General features: G+C 67.5%; 20 protein-coding genes and 2 pseudogenes. 18 read left to right on the top strand and 4 right to left on the bottom strand.

Annotated features, from left to right (window positions below; translation table 11 throughout):
* Positions 1 to 530: 530 nt before the first annotated feature.
* The 5 genes and pseudogenes from mntA to SRU_RS03415 all read left to right on the top strand — a co-directional run.
* Positions 531 to 812 (top strand): annotated as a pseudogene (gene mntA / locus SRU_RS15995) (type VII toxin-antitoxin system MntA family adenylyltransferase antitoxin); the annotation flags it as partial.
* A 104-nt stretch (positions 813 to 916) separates the two neighbouring features.
* Complete coding sequence (locus tag SRU_RS16000; RefSeq protein WP_374982343.1) at positions 917 to 1423, top strand: hypothetical protein; 507 nt, start codon at positions 917 to 919, stop codon at positions 1421 to 1423.
* Between the two features lie 55 nt (positions 1424 to 1478).
* Positions 1479 to 1758: pseudogene (locus SRU_RS15450) on the top strand (DUF433 domain-containing protein).
* A gap of 83 nt (positions 1759 to 1841) precedes the next feature.
* Positions 1842 to 2099 carry a hypothetical protein gene (locus SRU_RS03410; protein ID WP_164923479.1) on the top strand — a complete coding sequence of 86 codons (258 nt, stop codon included), beginning with the start codon at positions 1842 to 1844 and terminating at the stop codon, positions 2097 to 2099.
* Positions 2100 to 2334: 235 nt separating this feature from the next.
* Positions 2335 to 2559: a DUF4926 domain-containing protein gene (locus SRU_RS03415; RefSeq protein WP_011403415.1), complete on the top strand. Its 225-nt coding sequence runs from the start codon at positions 2335 to 2337 to the stop codon at positions 2557 to 2559.
* Positions 2560 to 2783: 224 nt separating this feature from the next.
* Here SRU_RS03415 and SRU_RS03420 read toward each other — a convergent pair whose 3' ends face one another.
* Positions 2784 to 3212 carry a hypothetical protein gene (locus tag SRU_RS03420; RefSeq protein ID WP_162891519.1) on the bottom strand — a complete coding sequence of 143 codons (429 nt, stop codon included), beginning with the start codon at positions 3210 to 3212 and terminating at the stop codon, positions 2784 to 2786.
* Positions 3213 to 3553: 341 nt separating this feature from the next.
* Here SRU_RS03420 and SRU_RS03425 point away from each other — a divergent pair, with 341 nt between their 5' ends.
* The 6 genes from SRU_RS03425 to SRU_RS03450 all read left to right on the top strand — a co-directional run bounded on the left by SRU_RS03425 (position 3554) and on the right by SRU_RS03450 (position 7337).
* Positions 3554 to 5083 (top strand): capsule assembly Wzi family protein, encoded by a 1530-nt coding sequence (locus tag SRU_RS03425; RefSeq protein WP_237701892.1) that lies wholly within the window; start codon positions 3554 to 3556, stop codon positions 5081 to 5083.
* A 106-nt stretch (positions 5084 to 5189) separates the two neighbouring features.
* Positions 5190 to 5696 (top strand): Uma2 family endonuclease, encoded by a 507-nt coding sequence (locus SRU_RS03430; protein WP_011403417.1) that lies wholly within the window; start codon positions 5190 to 5192, stop codon positions 5694 to 5696.
* A 174-nt stretch (positions 5697 to 5870) separates the two neighbouring features.
* Positions 5871 to 6014: a hypothetical protein gene (locus SRU_RS03435; RefSeq protein WP_162892262.1), complete on the top strand. Its 144-nt coding sequence runs from the start codon at positions 5871 to 5873 to the stop codon at positions 6012 to 6014.
* A gap of 137 nt (positions 6015 to 6151) precedes the next feature.
* Positions 6152 to 6559 carry a chorismate mutase gene (locus tag SRU_RS03440; RefSeq protein ID WP_237701894.1) on the top strand — a complete coding sequence of 136 codons (408 nt, stop codon included), beginning with the start codon at positions 6152 to 6154 and terminating at the stop codon, positions 6557 to 6559.
* Positions 6560 to 6654: 95 nt separating this feature from the next.
* A complete protein-coding gene (locus tag SRU_RS03445) occupies positions 6655 to 7086 on the top strand; it encodes a hypothetical protein (RefSeq protein WP_051010918.1) in 432 nt (143 codons plus the stop codon).
* A 95-nt stretch (positions 7087 to 7181) separates the two neighbouring features.
* Positions 7182 to 7337: a hypothetical protein gene (locus SRU_RS03450; protein WP_158442683.1), complete on the top strand. Its 156-nt coding sequence runs from the start codon at positions 7182 to 7184 to the stop codon at positions 7335 to 7337.
* A gap of 211 nt (positions 7338 to 7548) precedes the next feature.
* On the opposite strand, the gene SRU_RS03455 is transcribed toward SRU_RS03450, so the two are convergent.
* Positions 7549 to 8463 carry a tetratricopeptide repeat protein gene (locus tag SRU_RS03455; RefSeq protein WP_164923481.1) on the bottom strand — a complete coding sequence of 305 codons (915 nt, stop codon included), beginning with the start codon at positions 8461 to 8463 and terminating at the stop codon, positions 7549 to 7551.
* 543 nt (positions 8464 to 9006) lie between these two features.
* Between SRU_RS03455 and SRU_RS03460 the strand changes: the two genes are divergently transcribed.
* From SRU_RS03460 to SRU_RS03480, 5 genes are all read left to right on the top strand, one after another.
* On the top strand, positions 9007 to 10020 hold the full coding sequence (locus SRU_RS03460; protein WP_164923482.1) for a sugar phosphate nucleotidyltransferase: 1014 nt from the start codon (positions 9007 to 9009) through the stop codon (positions 10018 to 10020).
* A gap of 308 nt (positions 10021 to 10328) precedes the next feature.
* Positions 10329 to 12788 (top strand): endonuclease MutS2, encoded by a 2460-nt coding sequence (locus tag SRU_RS03465; RefSeq protein ID WP_011403423.1) that lies wholly within the window; start codon positions 10329 to 10331, stop codon positions 12786 to 12788.
* Positions 12789 to 12958: 170 nt separating this feature from the next.
* Positions 12959 to 13924: a 2-hydroxyacid dehydrogenase gene (locus tag SRU_RS03470; protein ID WP_011403424.1), complete on the top strand. Its 966-nt coding sequence runs from the start codon at positions 12959 to 12961 to the stop codon at positions 13922 to 13924.
* Between the two features lie 184 nt (positions 13925 to 14108).
* The gene (locus tag SRU_RS03475; protein WP_011403425.1) at positions 14109 to 14573 is read left to right on the top strand and encodes a DUF4783 domain-containing protein; all 465 of its coding nucleotides are present in this window, start codon (positions 14109 to 14111) and stop codon (positions 14571 to 14573) included.
* Between the two features lie 144 nt (positions 14574 to 14717).
* Positions 14718 to 18806 carry an ATP-binding protein gene (locus SRU_RS03480; protein WP_237701896.1) on the top strand — a complete coding sequence of 1363 codons (4089 nt, stop codon included), beginning with the start codon at positions 14718 to 14720 and terminating at the stop codon, positions 18804 to 18806.
* A gap of 18 nt (positions 18807 to 18824) precedes the next feature.
* Here the strand turns inward: SRU_RS03480 and SRU_RS03485 are convergent, their stop codons facing one another.
* A complete protein-coding gene (locus SRU_RS03485) occupies positions 18825 to 20081 on the bottom strand; it encodes a M48 family metallopeptidase (protein ID WP_011403427.1) in 1257 nt (418 codons plus the stop codon).
* Positions 20082 to 20226: 145 nt separating this feature from the next.
* Between SRU_RS03485 and SRU_RS03490 the strand changes: the two genes are divergently transcribed.
* Both SRU_RS03490 and SRU_RS03495 read left to right on the top strand, forming a co-directional pair.
* Positions 20227 to 20457, top strand: coding sequence for a UPF0175 family protein (locus tag SRU_RS03490; RefSeq protein ID WP_164923484.1), 231 nt, complete (start codon positions 20227 to 20229; stop codon positions 20455 to 20457).
* 51 nt (positions 20458 to 20508) lie between these two features.
* The gene (locus SRU_RS03495) at positions 20509 to 21009 is read left to right on the top strand and encodes a hypothetical protein (RefSeq protein ID WP_237701903.1); all 501 of its coding nucleotides are present in this window, start codon (positions 20509 to 20511) and stop codon (positions 21007 to 21009) included.
* A 332-nt stretch (positions 21010 to 21341) separates the two neighbouring features.
* Here SRU_RS03495 and SRU_RS03500 read toward each other — a convergent pair whose 3' ends face one another.
* Positions 21342 to 21635 (bottom strand): helix-turn-helix domain-containing protein, encoded by a 294-nt coding sequence (locus SRU_RS03500; protein WP_164923486.1) that lies wholly within the window; start codon positions 21633 to 21635, stop codon positions 21342 to 21344.
* Positions 21636 to 21655: the final 20 nt, after the last annotated feature.

Genomic DNA, 21655 nt, shown 5'->3' on the forward strand with positions numbered 1-21655 from the left:
GGATGGGAGAGAGTGGAGAGTATAAGGGCCTGCATGTCGGGCGTTTTGCGTTGGCATCGAGATAGCATCATCACTCCTTTTGATGGTCTCTCAGACGCCGGATGCTCCCTCAAGCGAAACGCCTGTGGGAAGAAACGGGACATCCTTTACGTCCGGACCGATCGACAACGTCGTGACGCAGGGCTCTCTTCGAGAAGCGCAAGTGGGTCTTGTCGACCTTGTCGCTCACGTGGAAGCGGGTGAGACAATTCTCATGGCCTCCAGTTCACCTTGGGCCTGTACAGCCTCACGAAGGGGAGGCTCTGCCCTCACTTCATCGGTGTCGAGACTCCCTTGAGGTGAACGGAGGGTCCCTCAGTGAGACGGTGCGACAACAGCGAGACGAGGACCGGTGTTGGCTCAATCGGCATCCCGTCCCGACAGCGGTCGCGGAGGCCCCGAAGGCCGTCAGGGTCGGAACGTGGGGCTCCAACTTCTCCCGGACCTGTACGTGGGAAACGAGTACGACTGTTCATTGGCCAGAACGGACGATGACTTCGGACAGGCGGGCACGGATCATAAATCTTCTCCACCCCCACGAGGGCATTGGGGCGGCCTGGGTCTTTGGATCGGTCGCCTCCGGTACGGCCGGCCTGACCAGTGACCTCGATGTGGCGGTGCTGCCGAACGAGCCCCTCGCTGCCGATGAGAAATTGGCGTTGATCGAAACGCTGGCGCAGGCAACCGGTCGCCCCGTTGATCTGATTGATCTTCAGGCCACCCACGGCCCTATCGTCGACCGGATTCTTCAAACCGGCACGCGCCTCTTTTGCGTCGACGTGGCTGCTCATCTCATTGCCGAAACCGACCGGCCGTCGCCGGAGACCATGGCGAAGGCGTTTGATCATCTCCAAGAGATGGGGTCCTTTCGGAGGAGCTGGCCCATCGGTTACAGGGGGCTGTCGGATTCCGCAACGTTGCTGTTCACGCCTATCGCTCCATTGACTGGGCGGATCGTGCACAGCATCTCCTACGAGCGGCTCGGGGACTTTCGTGCGTTTGCCCATCAGGTGATGAGGCACCTGGATCTGTCGTCGGGTTCGTAGCCAGGGAGTCCCGCCCGAGAGCGACTCGCAATTCATGGGGTCGCCCGGTGGACGCCTTCCTGCACCGGCGACATGGGGGCGTTTGGCATTGGACCCTCTACCCTGTGGCCGCGAGTGAGGTCGGTCGATGGAGGTGTAGCTGTCGGAGGTGGTTGTCTTCGGTGGACAAAGGAGACTCGCTGCTCTTATCTTGCGGCTTGTCTGAACCGTTTGGGCGTTGGGCGTTTTGCGTGCAGTGTTTGTATGTTGAACGTTCAGCGTTGGGCGGTTTTCTTTCGTGCGAGGGAGAAATGCGCGAAGAGAGCGAGCATGTGGAACAGAGGCACCTGTCTCCTTGACGTGTGCGTACCCCTTTCAAGCGAAATGTTGTCCTTTCAGGTCTCCAGTACGACCATGTCCTTGGATCAGCGGATTGAACAGACGGACGGAATCTGTGGTGGGAAGCCCCGAATTGCCGACCACCGAATCAGGGTTCAGGACGTCGTGGTGTTGGCACGAGCGGCTGGGCTGGAGCGTGGATCAGATTGCCAGTGAGTATGATTTGTCCCTGGCGGATGTCTACGCAGCACTTGCCTACTATTTTGCTCACCGGGAGGAGATTGATCGTTCGCTCGAAGAGAGCCGAGCTTTTATCGTCGCCTCAGCAGCAGTGAGACACACCCCAGTTGAGTAGCGAGGCTGTACGTACCCAAACCTTTCGCGAGGGTGAAGAGTTGAAAACACAAATCGTGTCTTCTCACCGGCGAACTCACTGCTATGCTCCGAACCTACGAAGGTATTCTCGAGGGCGACCGCGTCCGATGGGCAGGAGAAAAGGTGCCAGACACCGACCGTCCGTTGCGCGTACACGTCACCGTGCTCGAGGAAGAAACCGAGAAGGGAACCCAGGGTCAGAAGATGGCCGACGCCCTTGCCAAATTGGCGGAGTCTAGCGCCTTCAGTACGGTCGACGATCCAGACGCGTGGCAGCGGGAGGTTCGGCATGATCGTCCACTTCTTGGCCGTGACCGTTAAGCCGCATGCTTCTGGACAGCAACCTGATCATCTACTCAAGTCAGCCTGAGCACGGTGCGCTTCGAAGATTCATCGCCGAGGAGGTGCCCTACTTACGTGGTCGAAGGACCGATCGATACTCCGACGGGAAACCGCCCGGAGGTGCGGATGGTTTGGATTATCGAACAGGAGTAATCGGAGCCGGAATCTCGATTGGTAGCAGCATATCCCCTTTCTTCATCGGACCGGTAGGCCCATGATCGAAGAACACGATCGAGTGGTTCTTACGACGAAAGAGCCCGACGCGGGACTGGAACCGGGGGACGTGGGAACGGTCGTTCATGTGTATTCTGAGGGAGAGGCCTTTGAGGTTGAGTTCGTCACCCTCACGGGAGACACCGTGGCTATGCTGGCCATCGACCGGGACGAGGTGCGCCCGGTTCAGTCGCGGGAGTTGACCCACGCCCGTAGTGTGGAGTGAGAACCTGGTATGTTGATTTTGAACCGACCCTCGAGGACGAGCACCGATGTGCCGAGAATCGGGACATGGTCGAGGGCTGCAGTGGATCTACCGCCCGAGTCCAGGTCCGATTTGCAGGCCATCGCTGCCGCCTGTCGCCTCGTGGCATGAATTAAAACAGGTTCTGAGAAGGGGAGAGGTGCTTTGGAGAAAAGCGCCGGTCGCCCCTTTTCTGGTCGCTTGGTTCAATCGCTCGGATGTCGGTGATCTTCATCGTTTCGGAGAGTGTCGCAGAGGTGCCGATGAAGCTCCTCGAACGTGAGGCGGGCGTACGCCTCGCCTGTCCGCACCAGCAGCGGATCGACGTACTCTTGAGGGCTGCGCTCAGTACCATTGCTCGTCTGTTCTGTCACGAACACGACCGCACGCATGAATTCGTGCTCCCCGTGCTTGTTAGTTTCGAGTGGGGGCGGGAGAAACGCGCCGTAGGGATCACCGTCCTCGTATCCCAGGCCGGGCGTGGGGGAGCCAATGTGCGAGGGAACCCCCTTGCGCCCCGAGCAAAGTGAGGAAGTAGTCTTGGGCTGGGCTCGTACACGGACCCAGTCGGAGTCTAGGTGTGCGCGGCCCTGATGCGGAAACTTGAGCGTCCAGAGGGTTGCGTAGATGCTCATGTCGGGGCGAAGGCTGAAGTCTCATGTGGCAGCACTGGGGCGTAGTACCGATCCCACTGCGAGGTTCCCCCAAAACGTTGATGTGAGGGCGGCCGGGCGTGCGGCCACGCTCTCCTCGAACAGGGCACGTTGAATGATATCACTGCACGTCCACTATGTCTCTTGTTCGTGGGGGGCAGCCGTCTACGGGACCGTGTCCTGGTGGATTGGGGACGATCGAGGGGCACTGCGTAAATTGAGCACTTCGGGCAACGAGTCGGAACAAGGAGCGTCCACGCCGATGGACACGGGCGTTCTACGCATTGCCTCGACGCGCCGACTGCGCACACGCCGACCGCCCCATGACTGCTTCTTCCCGACGCGCCCACCCCGCACGTGTGACCCGGTACACCACGACCCGGTACAAAAGGGGCCTCCCGGCCGGCCTGATCGTCTGGGTGGGTCTCTGCGCCTTGCTGATGGGGGCGTCCGCCCGGCCCGCGCAGGGGCAGGGCGGGGGCCCAATTCAATCGGAGGTGTCGGTCTTCGGGGCGGGGGCGAGCACGGAGGCCTTGCCCTTCTGGCTGGACGCGAACCAGTACGGGCGGCTAGGCCGGAGCGGGATCCCCCTCGGGGCGCGCCTCGCGGCCCGGCGGCCCTTTTCGGGCGCGAAGGGCGGGCTCGACTACGCCGTCGGGGCGAGCCTTCTGGGACGGGCCTCCGCCAACAGCACGCTCCACGTGCAGGAGCTTTACGGGCAGCTCCGGTACGGGCCGTTGCAGCTGACGGCCGGGTGGAAGAAGCAGGTCATCGGCCGGGTCGACACGGCCCGCTCGCTCGGCGGCGTCACGCGCAGCGAAAACGCGACGCCCCTGCCGAAGGTGCGCGTGTCGACGCCCGGCTACGTGCCCGTCCCCGGCACGAACGGATTCCTGGGGGTGAAGGGGTACCTCGCCCACGGCTGGATGGGGGAAGGCCGGGTGGTGCAGAATGCCTTTCTGCACGAGAAGTACGGGTACCTCCGCCTGCTGCCCCCCGAGTGGCCGGTGACGCTACACGCGGGGCTGATCCATCACGCGTTCTGGGGCGGGACGCCCACTGAGGCGGTGGCGGGCCAGGAGGCAGGGGCCTTCCGGGACGGCCTCCGGCAGTTCGGCCGCGTGTTCTTCGCGCTGCGGGGCTCCGATGAGGTGGGCCCCGACCACATGGGCAACTACGACTTCAGCGTCGATGTGTCGGCGGGGCCGGTGGCGGCACAGGTCTATCGCCAGTTCTTCTTTGAGGACAAGGCGGGCCTCTGGTTCCGAAACGTGTGGGACGGGCTCTGGGGCGTGAGTCTGCGGCGGCCCGGCGGGCCGGCCCTGGTGGAGGCAGTTCTGTACGAGCACTTCCGGTTCATCCGCCAGAACGCCAAGTACGCGGAGGGGCAGCGGGCGGGGTCCGACCGGAATTTTAGCCACAGCCTCTACCGATCGGGCTGGACCCATCGGGGACGCACGATCGGCCTGCCGCTCGTGACGCCGCCTGCGGGCACGCCGGGCGTCCCGGATGGCCGGCCCGGCATCGCCAACAGTCTCGTCGTGGCCCACCACGTGGCCGTGGAGGGCACGGCGTGGCCGGGCCTGTCCTACCGGCTCACGGGCACCTACAGCGAAAACAGCGGCTCGACGAGCCTGTGCTCGGACCCCGAGTGTACAGACCTGCTCGACGACCGCTTCTCGCGGACAGGCCAGTGGTCGCTTCTGGTGGAGGTCTTCGGGCGGGTGCCGGGGACGGAGGCGCTCGCCTACGACCTGGGCGTGGCGGTCGACACCGGCGACTTTCGTAAGGAAAGCGTGGGCGTGCGGGTCGGCCTCACGTGGCGGAGACTGCAGGATCCGTTGGGCCGTTAGGCGGGGGAACAGGCGGGCGGGGCGGAAAACAGAGGAGGGGAGCGGATCCTGTTTCGGAGCTGAGCGTTTTGGAATCTGCATATCTATAGATCCTAATCGTCCAGCCATGCCTGCGCCTACGACCGCAGAACAGGACCAGCAAGAGCGATGGGCGGAAATTCGCTCGGATCCCGTTCTCCGCGAGCTTTCCTACAAGGTCGAAACCAACCGTAGAGGACAGCTGATTTTGAGTCCACACTCCGCTTTGCATTCCGACAGGCAGGGCGACCTCATCGCTCTTCTGCACGAGCACGCAGGCGGGGGACGGGTCCGGCCGGAATTCCCCATCGTGACGGCGAAGGGGACAAAGGTCGCCGACGTCGTCTGGTGCACGGCCGCGCGGAGGGACGAAATGGAAGGGACGGGGGATCCTCCCACCTTGGCCCCGGAGGTGTGCATCGAAGTTATGTCCGAGTCGAACGACTGGGACGAGATGGACGAGAAACGCGCGCTCTACCGCGAGGCAGGAGCCGAAGAGGTCTGGATCGTCACCGAAGAGAAGAACATCCGCTTCTTTGCCGATGGGGAGCGAGACACGTCCGATGTAATCCCGGGCGTCCCGAATCGCCTGTGAGGAACAGTTGGTGTTCAGAACGTTTGCGGGCAAATTGTCCTTCTGAACAGATTGTCCTTCCGAATTGTCTGGAGAGACGAGGCTGACCGAACTGGATGCAGTAAATGTTAGAGTTCTGTGTAGAACCGAACGGGCGTTGACATCCGTGCCCGCGTGCCGTACTGTACGGTAGCCATGAACCGACGCGCTCTCCCATTCGCCATCCCGTCCGCGGCCAGCGCCTCTGTCGGCGCGGCCGAAGGCCGCTGTGCCTTTGCCCGCTTCTATCTGGGCTACGTGTATGTCTATTTTTATCTCTGGACGGCCGGCGGCTCGTAGCGCGCGTACCCTCTTGTTGTTGCACCCCGCCGGTCGATCGCCTTCGGCCCCGGCGGGGTTTTCGCATGTGTGGGCCGATGGCGCCGCGCCCGGTGGGTCCCCAGACGCATTCTGACCCCCACGCCAGCGACCCATCCATGTCCACGTCTTCCAGCCCAACGACCGTGCCGGAGGCCCGCGCCCGCATCGACGAGATCAACGAGCGGGTCGTGGAGCTGCTCGCCGAGCGGCAGGCCATCGTCGACGACCTCTGCGAGTTGAAGGCCGACGCTGACCGCACCGTGCGCGACCCCGAGCGCGAGGCCGAACTGCTGGCCCACGTCCGGTCGGTGGCGGACGAGGCGGGCCTGCCGCCCACCCTCGCCGAGACCCTCTTCGAAGAGATCCTGGCCCACTCCGTAGAGCGCCAGCGGCGTCAGCGGGCCGACGGGGCTGCGGGTCCGTCCGCCGAGGAGTCGTCCGCCGAGGAGCTGTCCGCCGAGGAGCCCGCGGAGAAGGCGACCGGGGCCGTCTCCACGTGTGGGGCGCAGGCGCAGGCGGGGTAGCCTCCAGCGATGCGCCCGCGCCGCCGGGCCGAATCTCTCGGGGCGGGCGGGCATTCAAAAACGGACCCGTTCTCGTGAATTGGTTGGCGTTCCTCATGAGCTCGTCCTCGGACCGCCCGGACTTCGTGCCGGAGTATAACAAGCCGGATGCGCCCGGCCTGCACATGAACTTCGACAACACAGTCTCGCTCTACCATATAGTGCGGCCGGACGACGACTTCGAGACGGCGGCGCAGGACGTCTTTGCGCTGCTCAAGGAGGCGCAGGCGGAGTTTCCGGACTGGCCGCGGGTCCTGTACCTTGACATTCAGGGGCACGCCCGGGACGACGAGCGCCTGGAAGAGGACATGGTGGAGCTGCAGCAGGAGTTTCTGCTCGCCGCCATGGGCAAGTTCTTCACCGCCCTGGCCCTGCCGCTCGTGTCGGTGGTCAACCCAGGCGACCAAGTGAACGACCTGCCGGACGAGCTCGTCCTGCAGCCCCCCGATGCGGAGCTGCCCGAGGAGACGGCCTGGCCCAAAGAGTGAGGCCCCGAACGGGCAGCCCTGTCGGCCAGTCGGGCGGGCCCCGACGCCGGCGCCCCCGCCGTTCATTCTTCCCTGCGAAACGCACAGTTGCCCCCATGATGCTTCCCATCGCCCTTCTCCAGCGCGCCGCATCGTTTCAGGCGGACGCGCCGGTCGGGACGGGCATCGAGTGGCTCACCCTGGCCGCGATCTTCGTGCCCGCCGTGCTCCTCGTCGTGCTCGTCTACTGGGGGGCCCAGGAGACGGTGTGAGAGGCCCCCGCCTCTCTCCAATCGGGTGGGGCATGGAGCCATGGGCCCATCCCGCCCAGGGGCAGACTGCCCCCACGGCCTCGCCCGGCGCGCCCTTCGCTGATGAGTGGTAGGTTCTGAGGACGAGGCGGTGCACCCTCAACACGAAACGCCCGCGCCGGAGGGCACGGGCGTTCCGAGGGACACCGGAATGGCGCGGAGCAGCGGCGCGTCACACGTCGTCGCACTCGTTCTCCAGGTAGTGGTTGGCGCGGGCCTCGTAGTCGCCGTACGTGGCGTTGGCAAACGTCTCGCAGGCGGAGGCCTTGTTGCCGGTTTCCATTTGCGACTCGGCGATCACGAAGTGGAACTTCGCGGCGTCGCTGCGGCTGCCCTGGTGCATGTCCAGGCCCTGGCGGGCTGCTTGAATGGCCTGCTGGTATTGCCCGCTCTCGTAAAGGGCCGTGCCGCGGTAAAACATCGCGTTCGCGTTCGGCTCCACGTACTCGGTCATCTGGTCGAGGGCGCTCAGGGCCTTGTCGATCTGGGCCTGCGACGGGCTGTCGCCCTGCAGGGCCTTCGAGGCGCGGGCCAGGAACTCGTCCCGAATGCGCTCGGTGGCCAGGCCCGCCACGCGGGTGTTGCCCACCTCGTTGCCCACCTCAATCGCCTGCCGCAGCGACTGCAGCCCGGCCTCCGTGCTGTCCTCCATGTTGATGAGGGCCAGGCCCTGGTTGTACTGGACGGTGGGGTCGGCGTCCGTGTACTCCTGCAGCGTCTTGAAGTGGGACAGGGCGCCTGTGTAGTTCTCCTGCTTGAGCGCGGCGCTGCCGGCGCCCTTGAGGCTTTCGATGAGGTTGTTTTCAATCTTCCCGATGAGGTCGTCGAGCCCCAGCTTCTGGGCCAGCTCGATGGACTCCTCAAACCGCGTGGCGGCCATCTCGTAGTTCTCCGCGTTTCCGGCTTTGGCGCCTTCCTTATACGTCTGCTGCAGCTCCTTCTTCAGCTTCTTCTTCTGAGCGTTGGACAGGGAGTTGTCGCTTTGAGCACGCACGCTCCCGGCGCCAAGCTGGAGCCCGAGCAGGCAGGCAAATGCGACGACCGTCCAGCGGGTTGCGAGAGCGCGGGGTAGCCAGTGGGTATTCATGACTGGAAGACTGGTTGCGGGGAAGAATGAAAAAACCGTCGACATCAAACACTAAGTGCGGTAGGAGTGCCCCGTACGTTTGTTTCCGGGGCCGAGGGCCCCGGCGCCGACGGGGGCAGGCTGGCGGGCGGGAGGGCCGCCGCTGCCGTCATCGTGGAGCCTAAAAGGTACAACGTCTGTGCCGGAAGTGCAGCCGGGCCGACGAACCGGGCGCTCTCGCCGGCCAAAGGGGCCGCGCCCCGCGGTGGGCCTCCAGAACGGTCGAAAATATGAAGACGGCGTGGTGGAGGTGGGGCGGTGGAGGACGGGGGCGGGTCGTAGGCGGCAGTGCGCAGCGTTGTCCAGAATCGAGGACATTCCGGACCCGCCGAAAGAGGGGCGGTGCACGAGAAAATCGCGGCGGGCGCGCTGGCATTCGGTCCCCGATCTCGTTATTATCATGGCGGCGTCGCATCGAACGCGCACTCGGCATGCGAGTGTCTCCCGCGCGTGGACGCCCACGGCCGTTCTTCTCGTTCTCTGCGCAACGCATCAATTCTGCCCATGAAGCTCATCGTTCCCATGGCGGGGCGGGGCACCCGCGTCCGCCCGCACTCGCACGTCACCCCCAAGCCGCTTCTCAAGGTGCGAGGGCGGAGCATCGTCGAGCGCATCGTCGACACCTTCTCCCGCGTCCTCCCGGCGCCCCCCGACGACGGCGTGTTCGTCCTGGGGCCCGACTTCGGCACCGAAATCCGCGACCAGCTCACCGCGCTCTGCGACGAGCGGGGCATCACGCCGCACTTCCCCGTCCAGGAGAAGGCCCTCGGCACGGCCCACGCCGTCGGCTGTGCGGGCGAGCACCTCCAGGGCGAGGGCGTCGTGGTGTTTGCGGACACGCTCTTTGGCCTATCGGGCAAGGTGACCCTCGGCGACGCTGACGTGGTGGCGTTCGTCCGCGAAGTGGACGACCCGCGCCGGTTCGGCGTTGCCGTGCGCGATGGGGAGGAGGTCACCGAGCTCATCGAGAAGCCCGACGACCCGGTCTCCAACGAGGCGCTCATCGGGATCTACTACCTCCGCGAGCTGGCCGACCTGAAGGCCGGCATCGACCACGTCATCGAGACCGACATGAAGGGCGCGGGCGGCGAATATCAGCTCACCGACGCGCTGGACCACCGCCTGCAGGAGGGCGACATGTTTACCACGGCGGGTGTGGACGCGTGGATGGACTGCGGCACGATCCCGGCCCTGCTGGAGACCACCGGGCGCGTCCTGGAGCGGGAGTCCGGCGACGCCCGCCAGGGCACTGTCGAGGATAGTGTCATCCACGACCCGGTCTACATCGGCCCGGGCGCGACCGTTGAGAACGCCGTCGTGGGCCCGCACGTCTCGATCGAAGAGGGCGCGACCGTCTCCGACGCGGTGCTGCGGGACAGCATTGTCTTTGCCGGCGGCACGGTCGAGAACGCGGTGCTCGCCGACTCCGTGATCGGGCGCCACGCCGCGGTCGACCTGCGGCCGGAAAGCCTCAACGTGGGCGACCACTCCCAGGTCAACGTGGAGCTGCGCAGTTAGGGAGCGCCGGGCCCCACCGAGCCTAAGGACGTTGCCGCCGTATCGACGGCGCAGGGGCCCGCTGCGTGTGGATTTTGGGTGGACTACGGCGTTTGGCGCCGCTGAGGGCGCGTGGGCCGCGTGGCGTTGGAGCAGCCGGGCCGGTCGATTGTTTATGATCCCACGCCAGGCGGCGATGGCCTGCCGGGCCGGCGGGGCAACGGCCGGCCCTTCCGTGAACGGACACGCGTGAGAGGCGAGTGTCGTTTTTCGCGCCCCGGTTCACGGCCCCCGAGCGTCCCCCTTCACCCTTGCGTGCTACGCGCCCCATGGAGACGTACCCGGACTCGCTGGATGAGAAGCTCGGCTTCGACGTCGTGCGCGACCGCCTGGCGGCCCGCGTGCAGAGCCCGCTGGGCGAGGAGCGGCTGGCGTCCATGCGGCCGGCCCGCACGATGGACTGGCTGCGGGGCGAGCTGGGGCGGGTGGAGGAGCTGCAGGGCGCCTTTCAGTACGGGGACTCGGTGCCGCTCAGCCCGATGTACGACCTGCGGGACGCCCTCCGCCGCGCCGCCCCGGAGGACGCCTACGTGGACCCGGAGGACCTGATGGCGACCCGGCGGACCCTCGTCACGCTCCGGCGCCTGAAGAAGCACTTCGAGGCGCGGCGCGAGGACTACCCGCGGCTGGCCGACGCCGTGGCGCGAGCCACCCCGCTCCCGGATCTCGAAGAGACGATCGCGTCGATCCTCGACGAGGACGCGTCCATCCGGGACGACGCGTCGCCGGAGCTGCGGCGCCTGCGCCAGCAGATTCGATCGAAGGAGGAGGAGCTCCGCACGACGCTCGACAAGGCGCTCCGCCACGCCGTGCGGGAGGGCCACGCCACCGGCGAGCAGGCCACCCTCCGTGGCGGGCGCATGGTGATCCCGGTCCGCGCCAGCGCGAAGGGGAAGGTGGAGGGCTTCGTGCACGACCGGTCCGCCAGCGGGCAGACCGTCTACATCGAGCCGGCGGCCTGCCTGGAGCTCAACAACGAGGTGCGCGAGCTCCAGAGCGCCGAGCAGGCCGAGATCGAGCGCATCCTGCGCCGGGTGACCGACCACGTGCGGGCCGAGAGCGACGCGATTGAGGAGAATCTGACAGTGCTGGCCCAGTTCGACCTGCTGCGCGCGAAGGCCCGCTTTGCCAACCGCTTAGGCGCCGTCGTCCCCAAGCTCAACGACGAGGGCCACGTCGAGATCTACGAGGGCCGAAACCCGGTCCTGCAGCTGCACTTCGAGAGGCGCGACGCCGGCGACGCGACCGACGGGCGCGCCTCGGGCGAGGAGGAGGCCCTTCCGCCGCGGGAGGTGGTTCCCCTCGACCTGGAGCTCGGCGCCGACTTCCGCACGCTCGTGATCACCGGCCCCAACGCCGGGGGCAAGACGGTGACGATGAAGACCGTTGGCCTCTTCTCGCTGATGCTCGCCTACGGACTCCCCCTTCCGGTGGCGCCGCACTCCTCGTTCCCGCTCTTCGACCAGATTGTGGCCGACATTGGGGACGAGCAGTCGATCGAGGACGACCTGTCCACCTTCAGCTCGCACGTCTCCAACCTCCGTCACATGCTCTCCGCGGTCGGGGAGAACGCGCTCGTCCTGATCGACGAGGCCGGCACCGGCACGGACCCGGACGAAGGGGCGGCCCTCGCGCAGGCGGTGCTGGAGCAGCTCACGGAGGCCGGCGCCCGCACGATCGCGACCACCCACCACGGGACGCTCAAGACGTACGCCCACGAGGCGGAGGCCGTCGAGAACGGGTCGATGGAGTTTGACCAGGAGACCCTGCGCCCCACCCATCGCTACCAGGAGGGCGTGCCCGGGTCCTCCTACGCCTTCGAGATTGCCCGGCGCATGGGCCTGTCGGGCGACCTGCTGGACCGGGCCCGCACCCTGGCCGGGACCCAGAAGACGGCCATGGAGAACCTCATCACCACGTTCGAGCGGCGCACGCAGGAGCTGGAGGACGAGCTCTACGACGCCCGCAAGGCCCGCGAGAAGGCCGAGGCGGAGCAGCAGCGCTACGAGGAGAAGACGGAGAAGCTGGAGAAGGAGCGCGACGCGTTCCGCCAGCAGGCCCTGGAGGAGGCCGAGCGCATCGTGGAGGAGGCCAATGCCCGCATCGAGAACACGATCCGCGAGATCAAGGAGGCCCAGGCCGAGTCGGACGCCACCCAGGAGGCGCGGGAGCAGCTCGAAGACTACAAAGCGGACCTCCAGGCGCGGCGCGAGGAGGCGGCGCCGGAGCAGGACGCGGCGCCGGCGGAGGCGGACGGGGCGTCGCCGGCGGCCGCCGGCGGCCCCATCAACGAGGGCGACCAGGTGGTGGTGGACGACGGGTCGACCGCCGTGGAGGTGCAGGAGATCGAGGACGGAGAGGCCCGCCTGCTGATGGGCTCGATGCACATGCGCGTGTCGCTCGACCGCCTGACCCGCGTCGGCGGGCCGGAGTCTGCGGAGCCCGACGAAGAGGATACGGGCGGCAACGCCGAGATGGCGGCGCTGGAGGCGAGCCCCTCGATCGATGTGCGCGGGGAGCGCGTGGACGAGGCCCGGCGGCAGGTGCAGCACTTCCTCGACGACGCCGTGGCGGCCAACCTCGACACGGTCGAGATCCTCCACGGGAAGGGCACCGGGGCGCTCCGCAATGCCCTCCACGAGATGCTCTCGGGTCGGCCCGACGTGACGGACCACCGCAAGGCCCCCATTGAGGAGGGCGGGGCGGGCGTGACGAAGGTGGACCTCTGACGCCAGGCAGGACGCGCGGGTCCGTTCGGGGGAAAGCGGGGTCCCATCGTGTCCGTCCCTGTTGTTTCTGGCTGCGCCTGTGCCCTCCCCGCTGGACGAAACGCCCGCCGCTTTGTAGCTTCGTGGGCGACAGCCCGACTCGACGACATTCCTTAGTAGCCCTTCCACCGATGGCCCACATCGTTTCGACGCGCCCCCTCATCGACGGGGGCCTCTCCGGGGTGCGAGACGAGCACACCCTTACGGTCTGTGACCCGCCCGACGGCAGCACGCGCTCCGTCGATGAACTCATCGCCCTGGCCGACGGGGCCGACGTGCTTCTGTCCGTGCTCGCCGACCCGATCACGGAGGCGCTGTTCGAGGCCCGCCCGGGGCTGCAGATGGTGTCGCAGTACGCCGTCGGGGTCGACAACATCGACCTGGAGGCGGCGGAGGCGCACGACGTGGCCGTCACCCACACGCCCGGCGTGCTGACCGACGCGACGGCGGACCAGGCGTGGGCCCTGCTGCTGGCCGCCGCCCGGCACGTGCCGGCGGCCGACCGGTACGTGCGCGACGGCCGCTTCGAGCGCTGGGAGACGACCCACTTGATGGGCATGGAGCTGGCCCGCAAGACCATCGGCATCGTCGGCATGGGGCGGATCGGGACGGCGGTCGCGCGCCGCGCCCTCGGCTTCGGGATGGAGGTGATCTACCACAATCGGACGCGGGCCAACCCGACCGTGGAGCGCCAGGTGAGCGCCCGGCACGTGGGGCTGGGCGAGCTGCTGACGACGAGCGACGTCGTCTCGCTGCACTGCCCCCACAACGACGAGAGCCACCACCTCCTCGACGCGGCGGCCTTCTCGAAAATGAAGGCGTCGGCCCTGCTGGTGAACACCGCCCGCGGGCCCGTCGTCGACGAGGCGGCGCTGGTGGACGCGCTTAAAAGCGGTGAGATTGCCGGGGCGGGGCTCGACGTGTTCGAGGACGAGCCGGAGGTGCACCCGGGGCTGATGGAGCAGGACCGGGTCGTCCTGGCGCCCCACCTGGGGAGTGCCACCACCGACACTCGCATGCGGATGGCCCAGATGTGCGTGGCCTCCATCACGGCGCTTCTGGACGGGGCCGAAAGCGTGCCGCACCGCCTGGTGTAGGCCGCCAGCGGCTTCCGGACCGGGCGGCTTGGTGGACGCCACTGTGTGCGGCGCCGGACGGTTGGCGGCGGGGGAGCGGCCCGGCGGCCTGTAGAGCGGGATCGGTTCGTTTTTTGCAGACATGGATCCGTGATCAGATCCATCGCGCTGTCGTTCACTCTTTGCCGGTTGGTTTCCTGCGTCCATGTCCGTCCCCAAATCGCTGGTGGTGCTCCTGGTCATCGGAATTGGAGGGGCCCCATCCGTTGGTCGGGGACAGCCGGCAGACTCGACGGCGTCGGGCCCGGGCTCGACGATCGAGGACACGTCCGCGGTGGCCCGGCGGGTGGCGACTGCGTTTGCGGAGGGGAACGCCCGCCGGCTCCTCACGCCGTCGGCCGACCGGGTCGAGATCAGTCTCTTCGGCAACCGCACCTTCTACAGCAGCTCGCAGGCCGTGTACGTGCTGCGGGAGTTCTTTCGGCGCCATCCCTCCGGCCGCTTCGCGGTGGGGGACGTGATGGAGGCCGGAACGAGCTTTTTCGTCCGGGGCGAGTACGAGGAGGCCCGCATGGCCCGCCGGCACCACGTCTACGTGCGGCTCGACCAACCGCAGGGCAAGGACCTGTGGAACCTGCACGAGGTTCGGATCGAACATGCTGCCAAGTGACGAGGGTGCTGGGGGAAAAACCGCCGGTCCCTGAAGGGAGCGCGTCTGTCGTGGGCCCCGGGCCGATTGGGCCCATCTCCCAAGGGGGGCTCGCTCGTCTGTGGACTCGTAGCTCCGGTGCGCGTGATGGATCGTCTGCTTCGTATGCTCCGCCGTCGTCCCTGGGCCTGGGGGGGGGGCCTGGGGATATGCGTCGGGCTTTTGGTGACGGCCGGGCTCCGGACGTACGCGGTGCAGAGCGTTGCGGCGAACGCGGCGGCCCGCCAGGAGGCGACCGTCGAGGCGGCCCTTGCGACGATCCAGGAGCGGTTTGAGGGGCTCCGCGACCGGCTGCACGACCGTGCGGAGGGGCTCGCCGCCGACTCGACCATCTGGCAGGACCTGCGGGCGTGGCGGGAGCAGGGCACGCGCCCGGCGCGCCTTGCCCAGTACGTTGCCGCGCGCCCGCCTGCCGCCCGCACGGCAATCGAGGTGTACGCCCCGAACGGCCGCGTCCTTGCGTGGGCGGGGCCGCAGGTGCCCGTTGACAGTGCACAGGCGGGGAAGGGAAGGGCCGCCCGGCCCCGCACGGCCGTCGTCCGCGACGGCCGTGGGCGATGGGCCCTGGCGGCCTGGGCCCCAGTGACCCGTGGGGGCACACGGCTGGGGGCCGTGCGCGTCGTCCGCGTCGTCCGGTACCGGCCGCCCGTGCAGAACCGGTACGTGCAGGCGACGAGCCTGGAGGCCCAGTGGAGCCGGGCGACCGGCGAGCTGGTGCGGGTGCGCTGGAGCGGGGCCCCACCCGCGACGCCTCACCGGGCGCTTCGGGGCCGGAACGGCGCCGTCCTGGGGTACGCGTCCGTAGAGCCGCCCCCGCCCGACCGGCTCGTGGACCGGACGGCTGCGTTTTACACCGATCTCCTCGCGGCCGGGGCCGTCGGGCTCCTCGGGTGGGTTCTCGCTTTGGGGGGGCACTGGTACCTCCGGCTCGCCCGGCGGCCGGGGCTGCGTCGCCACTGGCGGGCCCGGCGGGCGGCGGCGGGGCGGCTTGCCCTCGTCGCGCTTCTCGCGGTCGGGGCCCGCTATGCGATGCTGTCGCTCGACGTGCCGGCCCGGTGGGCGGCGCCCGGCTCGGGCATCGCCCCCCTCTTCAACCCGACGTACTTCGCGTCGACCCTCGGGGGCGGCCTGTTTCGGTCCATCGGGGACTTGCTCCTTACAGGCGTGTGGGCGGCGGGGCTTGCCACCGGGGTGGTCTACCTGGCCCGGCACTACCGCCCGCGGGCGGAGGTGCTCAGTGGGCTTCCGGAGGCCTTTCGCCGATACGCGCCGGACCGGCCGCACGCGGCTCGCTATCTGGGGATCCTGGTGGGGCTCGTGGCGGGCAGCCTCGGGGCGATTGTGGTCCTCGCCTTCATCGTGCGGCGGGCCGTCTTCGACAGCACCCTCGACTTCTTTGCCCGCACTGGGCTGCTCCCGGAGCCGCTCGTCCTGGGGGTGCTGTGCGGCCTGTTTCTCCTGGTGGCGGCCGGCATCCTCGTCGGCATCGGGGGCACGTGGGGGGCCCTGCGCCGCCTGCTGCACCATCGGCCCCGCAACTGGCCGCGAGGCATTGGGCTCGTGCTCGGGACGGGGCTCTACGGCGGGGCGCTGGCCGCGCTGTACCTCGGCACGGACGTGCAGGCCTTCGTGTCGCTGCCGTACGTGCTCGCCCTGCTCGCGGGCGTGGGGGGGCTGGCGACCTACGGCCTCGTGGGGCCGGCGCACGGGGACGAGGCCCTTACGCTACGGGGGCTGCTGGGGGGCCTCTTCGCGGTCACGTTGCTGCTCTACCCGTTGCTGTACGCCGGGATGGACGCGAAGCGGCAGGAGCACATGGTCGACGCCGCGCGGTCGTTCGAACGGGGACAGGACCCGCGCGTCCTCTACTCGGTGCGCCGGGTGCTCCGGTCGGCCGCCGAGGCGCTGGGGCCGTCCGTCCGGGCCGCGGACCCGGCGTCCGAGGCCCGCCTCGATTCAATTGCGCCCCAGGTCGTGCGGGAGTCGCTGCTGTCGTCCCTCGCGACGTACGAGGTGCGCCTCAGCGTGCTGGAGTGGGACGGGACGGTGCGCCGCCAGTACACGGCCGACGGGCCCGTGGCGGCGGGGGAGCAGACCGAGGACGCGGCCCGGCGGGCGTTCGCCGGCCTGTGGTCGCGCTACGGGCAGCGCCCGGGGCCCGTGGTCGAGCAGTTGTCTGCGGGCGCGCCCGTGCGGACCGCCGAGACGCGACGCGTGCAGTACGCTGGGTTGCTGGGCGTCCCGACGGGGGGCGAGTTCGTGGAGGGCTGGGTGCTGGTCCGGATCGAGCCGCAGTCCGTGTTGCCCGGAACGGGATTCGGCCTGTCTCGGGTCTTGCTGCCGGACGGCTCGTTCGGGGACCTGTACGCCGATCTGTCGCTCGCGGAATTCCGGGACGGACGCCTCGTGCGGAGCGTGGGCGAGGCCTTCGGCCGGGCGCGCCTGCGGCCCCCCAAGCGCGACGCCCTCCGCGGAAAGCCGGGCGTGTGGCGGAACGAGACGGTGCAGGGGCGCGAGTACCTGACCCACTACCGCCGCTTCGTGCCGGTGGGCGAGACGACCCCCTCGACCGTGGCGGTGCGCATCCCGGCCACCCTGGCGTTCGATCACCTCTACTACCTGCTTCGGCTCACCGTCGCCGGCCTTTGTGTGGGGCTCGTCGTGTACCTGCTCGGCCTCTACGTGCGGCACCGACGGGGGCGCCTGCCGGCCTCGCGCGTGCGCTTCCGCAACAAGGTCCTGAATGCCTTCCTGGTCGTCGGAATCGTCTCGATGGTTGCCGTGGGCGTCGTGGGGGTGCGCGTGGTGACGGGCGAGAACGAGCGGGCCATCGAGCGGCGCATGCACGACCAGCTCACCCGGGTCGAAGAGACGCTGGCCCTGGCGGCCCGCCCCGGCGAGCCCCTGTGGCGGACGGCGAAGCGGATGGACGTGGACACCCTTGCCGCCCGGGTGGGGCTCGACCTGCACCTCTACGACGAGGGGCGGCTCGCGCGCACGAGCCAACCCCGCCTCCGCCGCGACGGGCTGGTGGACGAGCGCCTGCCGGGGGACGTGTACCACGAGCTGTACGACGAGGCCTACCGGTTCGTCACCGCCGAGGGGTCCATTGGGCAGTTTCGATACCGGGTCGGGTACCGGGCGCTGGTCGACGAGACGGGGCGGCCTCGGGTGGTCGTCGGGGTTCCCACGCTTGCGCAGCAGGAGCAATTGCAGGAGGAAAAGTCGCGCACCCTGGCCTACCTCTTCGGGGCCCTGCTGCTGCTCGTCGTGGTGGTTATGCTCACGGGCGTGGTCCTGGCCAATGCCCTGGCCCGGCCCATCGCCCAGCTCCGGGAGGGCCTGGAGGCCGTGGGCGAGGGCCGGTTTACGCGCACCCTCTCCGTCGACACGCGGGACGAGGTGGGCGACCTCGTGCAGACGTTCAACGAGATGCGCGATCAGCTCGCCGAGAGCCGGCGCAAGCTGGCCCGGCAGGAGCGGGAGCTGGCGTGGCGCGAGATGGCCCGTCAGGTGGCCCACGAGATCAAAAACCCGCTCACGCCCATGAAGCTGTCCATCCAGCACCTCCGCCGGGCCTTCACGCGCACCGACGACGCCACGGACGCGGCCGAGTTTGCGGAGGTCTTCGACCGCATCACGAGCACGCTCGTGGAGCAGGTCGAGTCGCTCGTGCGCATCGCCGACGAGTTTTCGACCTTCGCCCGGCTGCCCACCCGCGTCCCCGAGCCGATCGACCTGGTCGAGGTGGTTCGGGGGGCCGCGTCGCTCATGGAGGAGGAGGCGGCCAACGCCGAGGCTTTGGCCCTCGACCTGCCCGGCGACCCGTTGGTGGTGGAGGCGGACCGCGAAGAGCTGCGCCGCGTCTACATCAACCTCCTCAAAAACGCCCTGCAGGCCCTCCCCGACGACCGGGAGGGACGGGTCCGGGTCACCGCGCGCCGTGAAGAGAACGCGGGCGACGGGCCGTCGGTCTACAGCGAGGTGATCGACAACGGCACCGGCATCCCGCCGGAGGTGCAGGACAAGGTCTTCGAGCCCAACTTCTCAACGAAGACGAGCGGCACGGGCCTCGGGCTGGCCATCGCCCAGAAGAGCATCGATGAGCTGGGGGGCGCGATCGGCTACGAGACGACGGAGGGGGAGGGGACGACATTTTGGATCCGGCTTCCCCTCGTGGACGAGCCGGCCTGAGGAGGACGCCGGTCCGGGCTACGCGGCCGTGGAGCCCGACCGGGCCGCGGCGCGAATCTGCTCGATGCGTTGGGAGAGGGGCGGATGGGAGTACTCCAGCGCCACCGTGAGGGGGTGGGGCGTGAGGTTCGAGAGATTGGTTTCCGCGAGGCGCTTTAGCCCGCCGACCAGCGGCCCGTCCCGGTCGGTGGTCTCCACCGCAAAGCGGTCGGCCTGAAACTCGTGGCGGCGCGCCCAGGCGTTGAGCGGGATCGAGAGCAGCAGGTCCACCGGCGAGTAGACCAGGCCGAAGAACAGCAGCCCCGTGTAGACGGACGGCTGGTCGACGTAAAAGGCGTGGAAGAGGCCCTCCACCTGCAGGAAGAGGGAGAGCAGCAAAAAGAGGACGCCGGTCTGCACCACGCTGGTGGCGATGCGCTGCGGGATGTGGTTGAGCTTATAGTGCCCCATCTCGTGGGCCACCACCGACCGCAGCTCGTCCACGGACAACTGCTCCACGAGCGTGTCGAAGAGCACGATGCGCCGGTTGGCCCCGAAGCCGGTGAAGAAGGCATTCGCCTTGTTCGAGCGGCGCGACCCGTCCATCACGTAGACCTCGCCGACCGGAAAGTCGACCGAGTCGGCGTAGGACAGGATCGATTCGCGAAGCGCCCCCTCCTCCAGCGGCTCGAAGTCGTTGAAGAGGGGCATCAGGTAGCGGGGGGCGAAGAACTGAAGCCCTAGCATCACCGCCGTCACCACGGCCCAGGCGTACACCCAGCCGTACGGGCCGGTGGACTGAAAGAACCAGAGGATCGCGGCCAGGAGCGGCCCCCCAAGGGCCACCCCGAGCGCGACGCTCTTCAGCAGGTCCAGCGCGAAGGTCCGAGGCGTCGTCTCGTTGAAGCCGAACCGCTCCTCGATCCCGAACGTGGAGTAGAGCGAGAACGGCAGCGCCAGCAGTCCGCGCCCGAGGACGAGGAGGCCGATGTAACACAGCCCCGTCCCGATCGGCCCGAAGCCCCAGCCGCGCACGACCGTATCGAGCCCCTCGAAGCCGCCCGCAAACCAGAAGACGAGCAGCACTGCCAGGCCGAACGTGGACGACACGAGCCCGAAGCGGGTCGTCGTGCGGGTGTATGCCTGGGCGCGCTCGTACTCTGCCTCGTCGAACGTATCGCGAAACTCCGCCGGCAACTCGGGCTGGAGGTGGCGAAGATTGAGGAGGTCCGAGCCGAGGTTGAGGACGTACTCGGCCAGGAGGGCGGCGAGGATGAGGGCGGCGTAGGTGTTCACGTCGACGCTAGGATGGACTCAGCAGAGGGGAGTCGGAATCATCGGATGAATGGACGGGCGACGGCGGGGTTCAGTTTTTTTAGAACCGCCGTGGGAGCGGGTCGTATGCGTGATTGAACGGTCTTTTCACCAAACGCCGGAAAAAATGCAGGTAACCATCGACCTTCCGGACGACGTGGGACTGGACGAGCACGAGGCGAAAGAACGGGTCGTCGCGTTGCTGTACGAGGCGGGGATGCTTTCGGAAAAGCAGGGACGAGATGTTCTTGGACTCTCGCGTCGGGCCTTTCAAGAGATGCTCTCGGAGCACGACGTGGCGTACATGAACAGCGATCCGGAGGACATTCAGTATGAGTTGCGACATCGACGGGAGTGATTTGTCCGCTCGCACTCCCGTTGGAATGTGTGAACCGATTGCCTTGACTCTGTGGAAGGCTGGGACGTCCTTGTGAGCGATACCGGACCGTTAATCAGTCTGGAGTCACCCCCAACGGGATTCCAGTGGATCCGGTCGGTCCTCGACCGGCTCATCATTCCTCCGACTGTGCTGGATGAGGCTGCTCATCCGTATGAGGAACGACAGGCGTTTCTGGAAGAAGCGGGGCTTCGTCGTCTGATTGACGTGCGGCGTCCGGAGACTCGCTCGAAGGCAGATCCAGGATCAGGGTGGCACGTGTTGGATGAAGGAGAACAAGAGGCGATTTCCCTTGCCCGAGAACTGGAGTATCCTCTCCTCATTGAGGAAACGGCCGGGCGTCGCGTGGCCAAGAGCCTCGGGTGCGAGGTTTCGGGGATTGCTGGTCTGATAGATCGAGCCCGTCAGGACGACTTCCTCTCGTTTGCAGAAGCCACGGAAATGTGGCGGATTCTTCTGAAAAAGAATCGGATTTCCGAGTCCCTTTACCAGTCTCCGGTGCAGAACGAATAGTGGTCTACCGCTCAGCGGGCAGAACGGCCCTCCGATCCGTCGACAGCGCCTGCACGTCAAGGGCCGCATCGGCCTCGACGGCGACCCCGTCAACACGTCCGACCACGTCCGCCTCGCGAGCGCGCTCGGAGGCGGCAGATGGCGACCGTGGGCGGGCTGTGCGTGGACGCGTGGAGGTGCGGAGGAATGGAAAAAGAGCCGACGCCGGAAGTCAGCTCGACTGAAAGATCACAGTCTCGGGGCGTGTGAAGGAGATGGTGGCAGGAGAAACGGACAGTAACCGTGGGTCGAGGGGATAACTGCTCTGCTCGGTTTGCAGGGTGACGTGCTGCTCAGGTGTTCTTCGGCCGCACGTTCACGTCGACCTCCAGCCCCGCCCGGTCCAGCATGTTAATCAGCGCGTCGATGCTGAAGGCCTGAATCTTACCGTTCATCAGTGCGCTGATGCGAGCCTGCGTCGTGTCCAACCCGTCGGCTGCCTCCGCCTGCGTGATGCCTTGCTTCCGGAGGAAGCGCTCCAGAGGGGCCATCAGGCGGGCCCGCACGCGAAGCGATTCGGCTTCGCCACCGTCGAAGCCAAGATCCCTGAAGACGTTTCCGGACGATTCGGTGATGTCGGTGTTCATGGTCTCGGTCGGGGAAGGGA

This window comes from Salinibacter ruber DSM 13855, from assembly GCF_000013045.1.
Taxonomy (GTDB): domain Bacteria; phylum Bacteroidota; class Rhodothermia; order Rhodothermales; family Salinibacteraceae; genus Salinibacter; species Salinibacter ruber.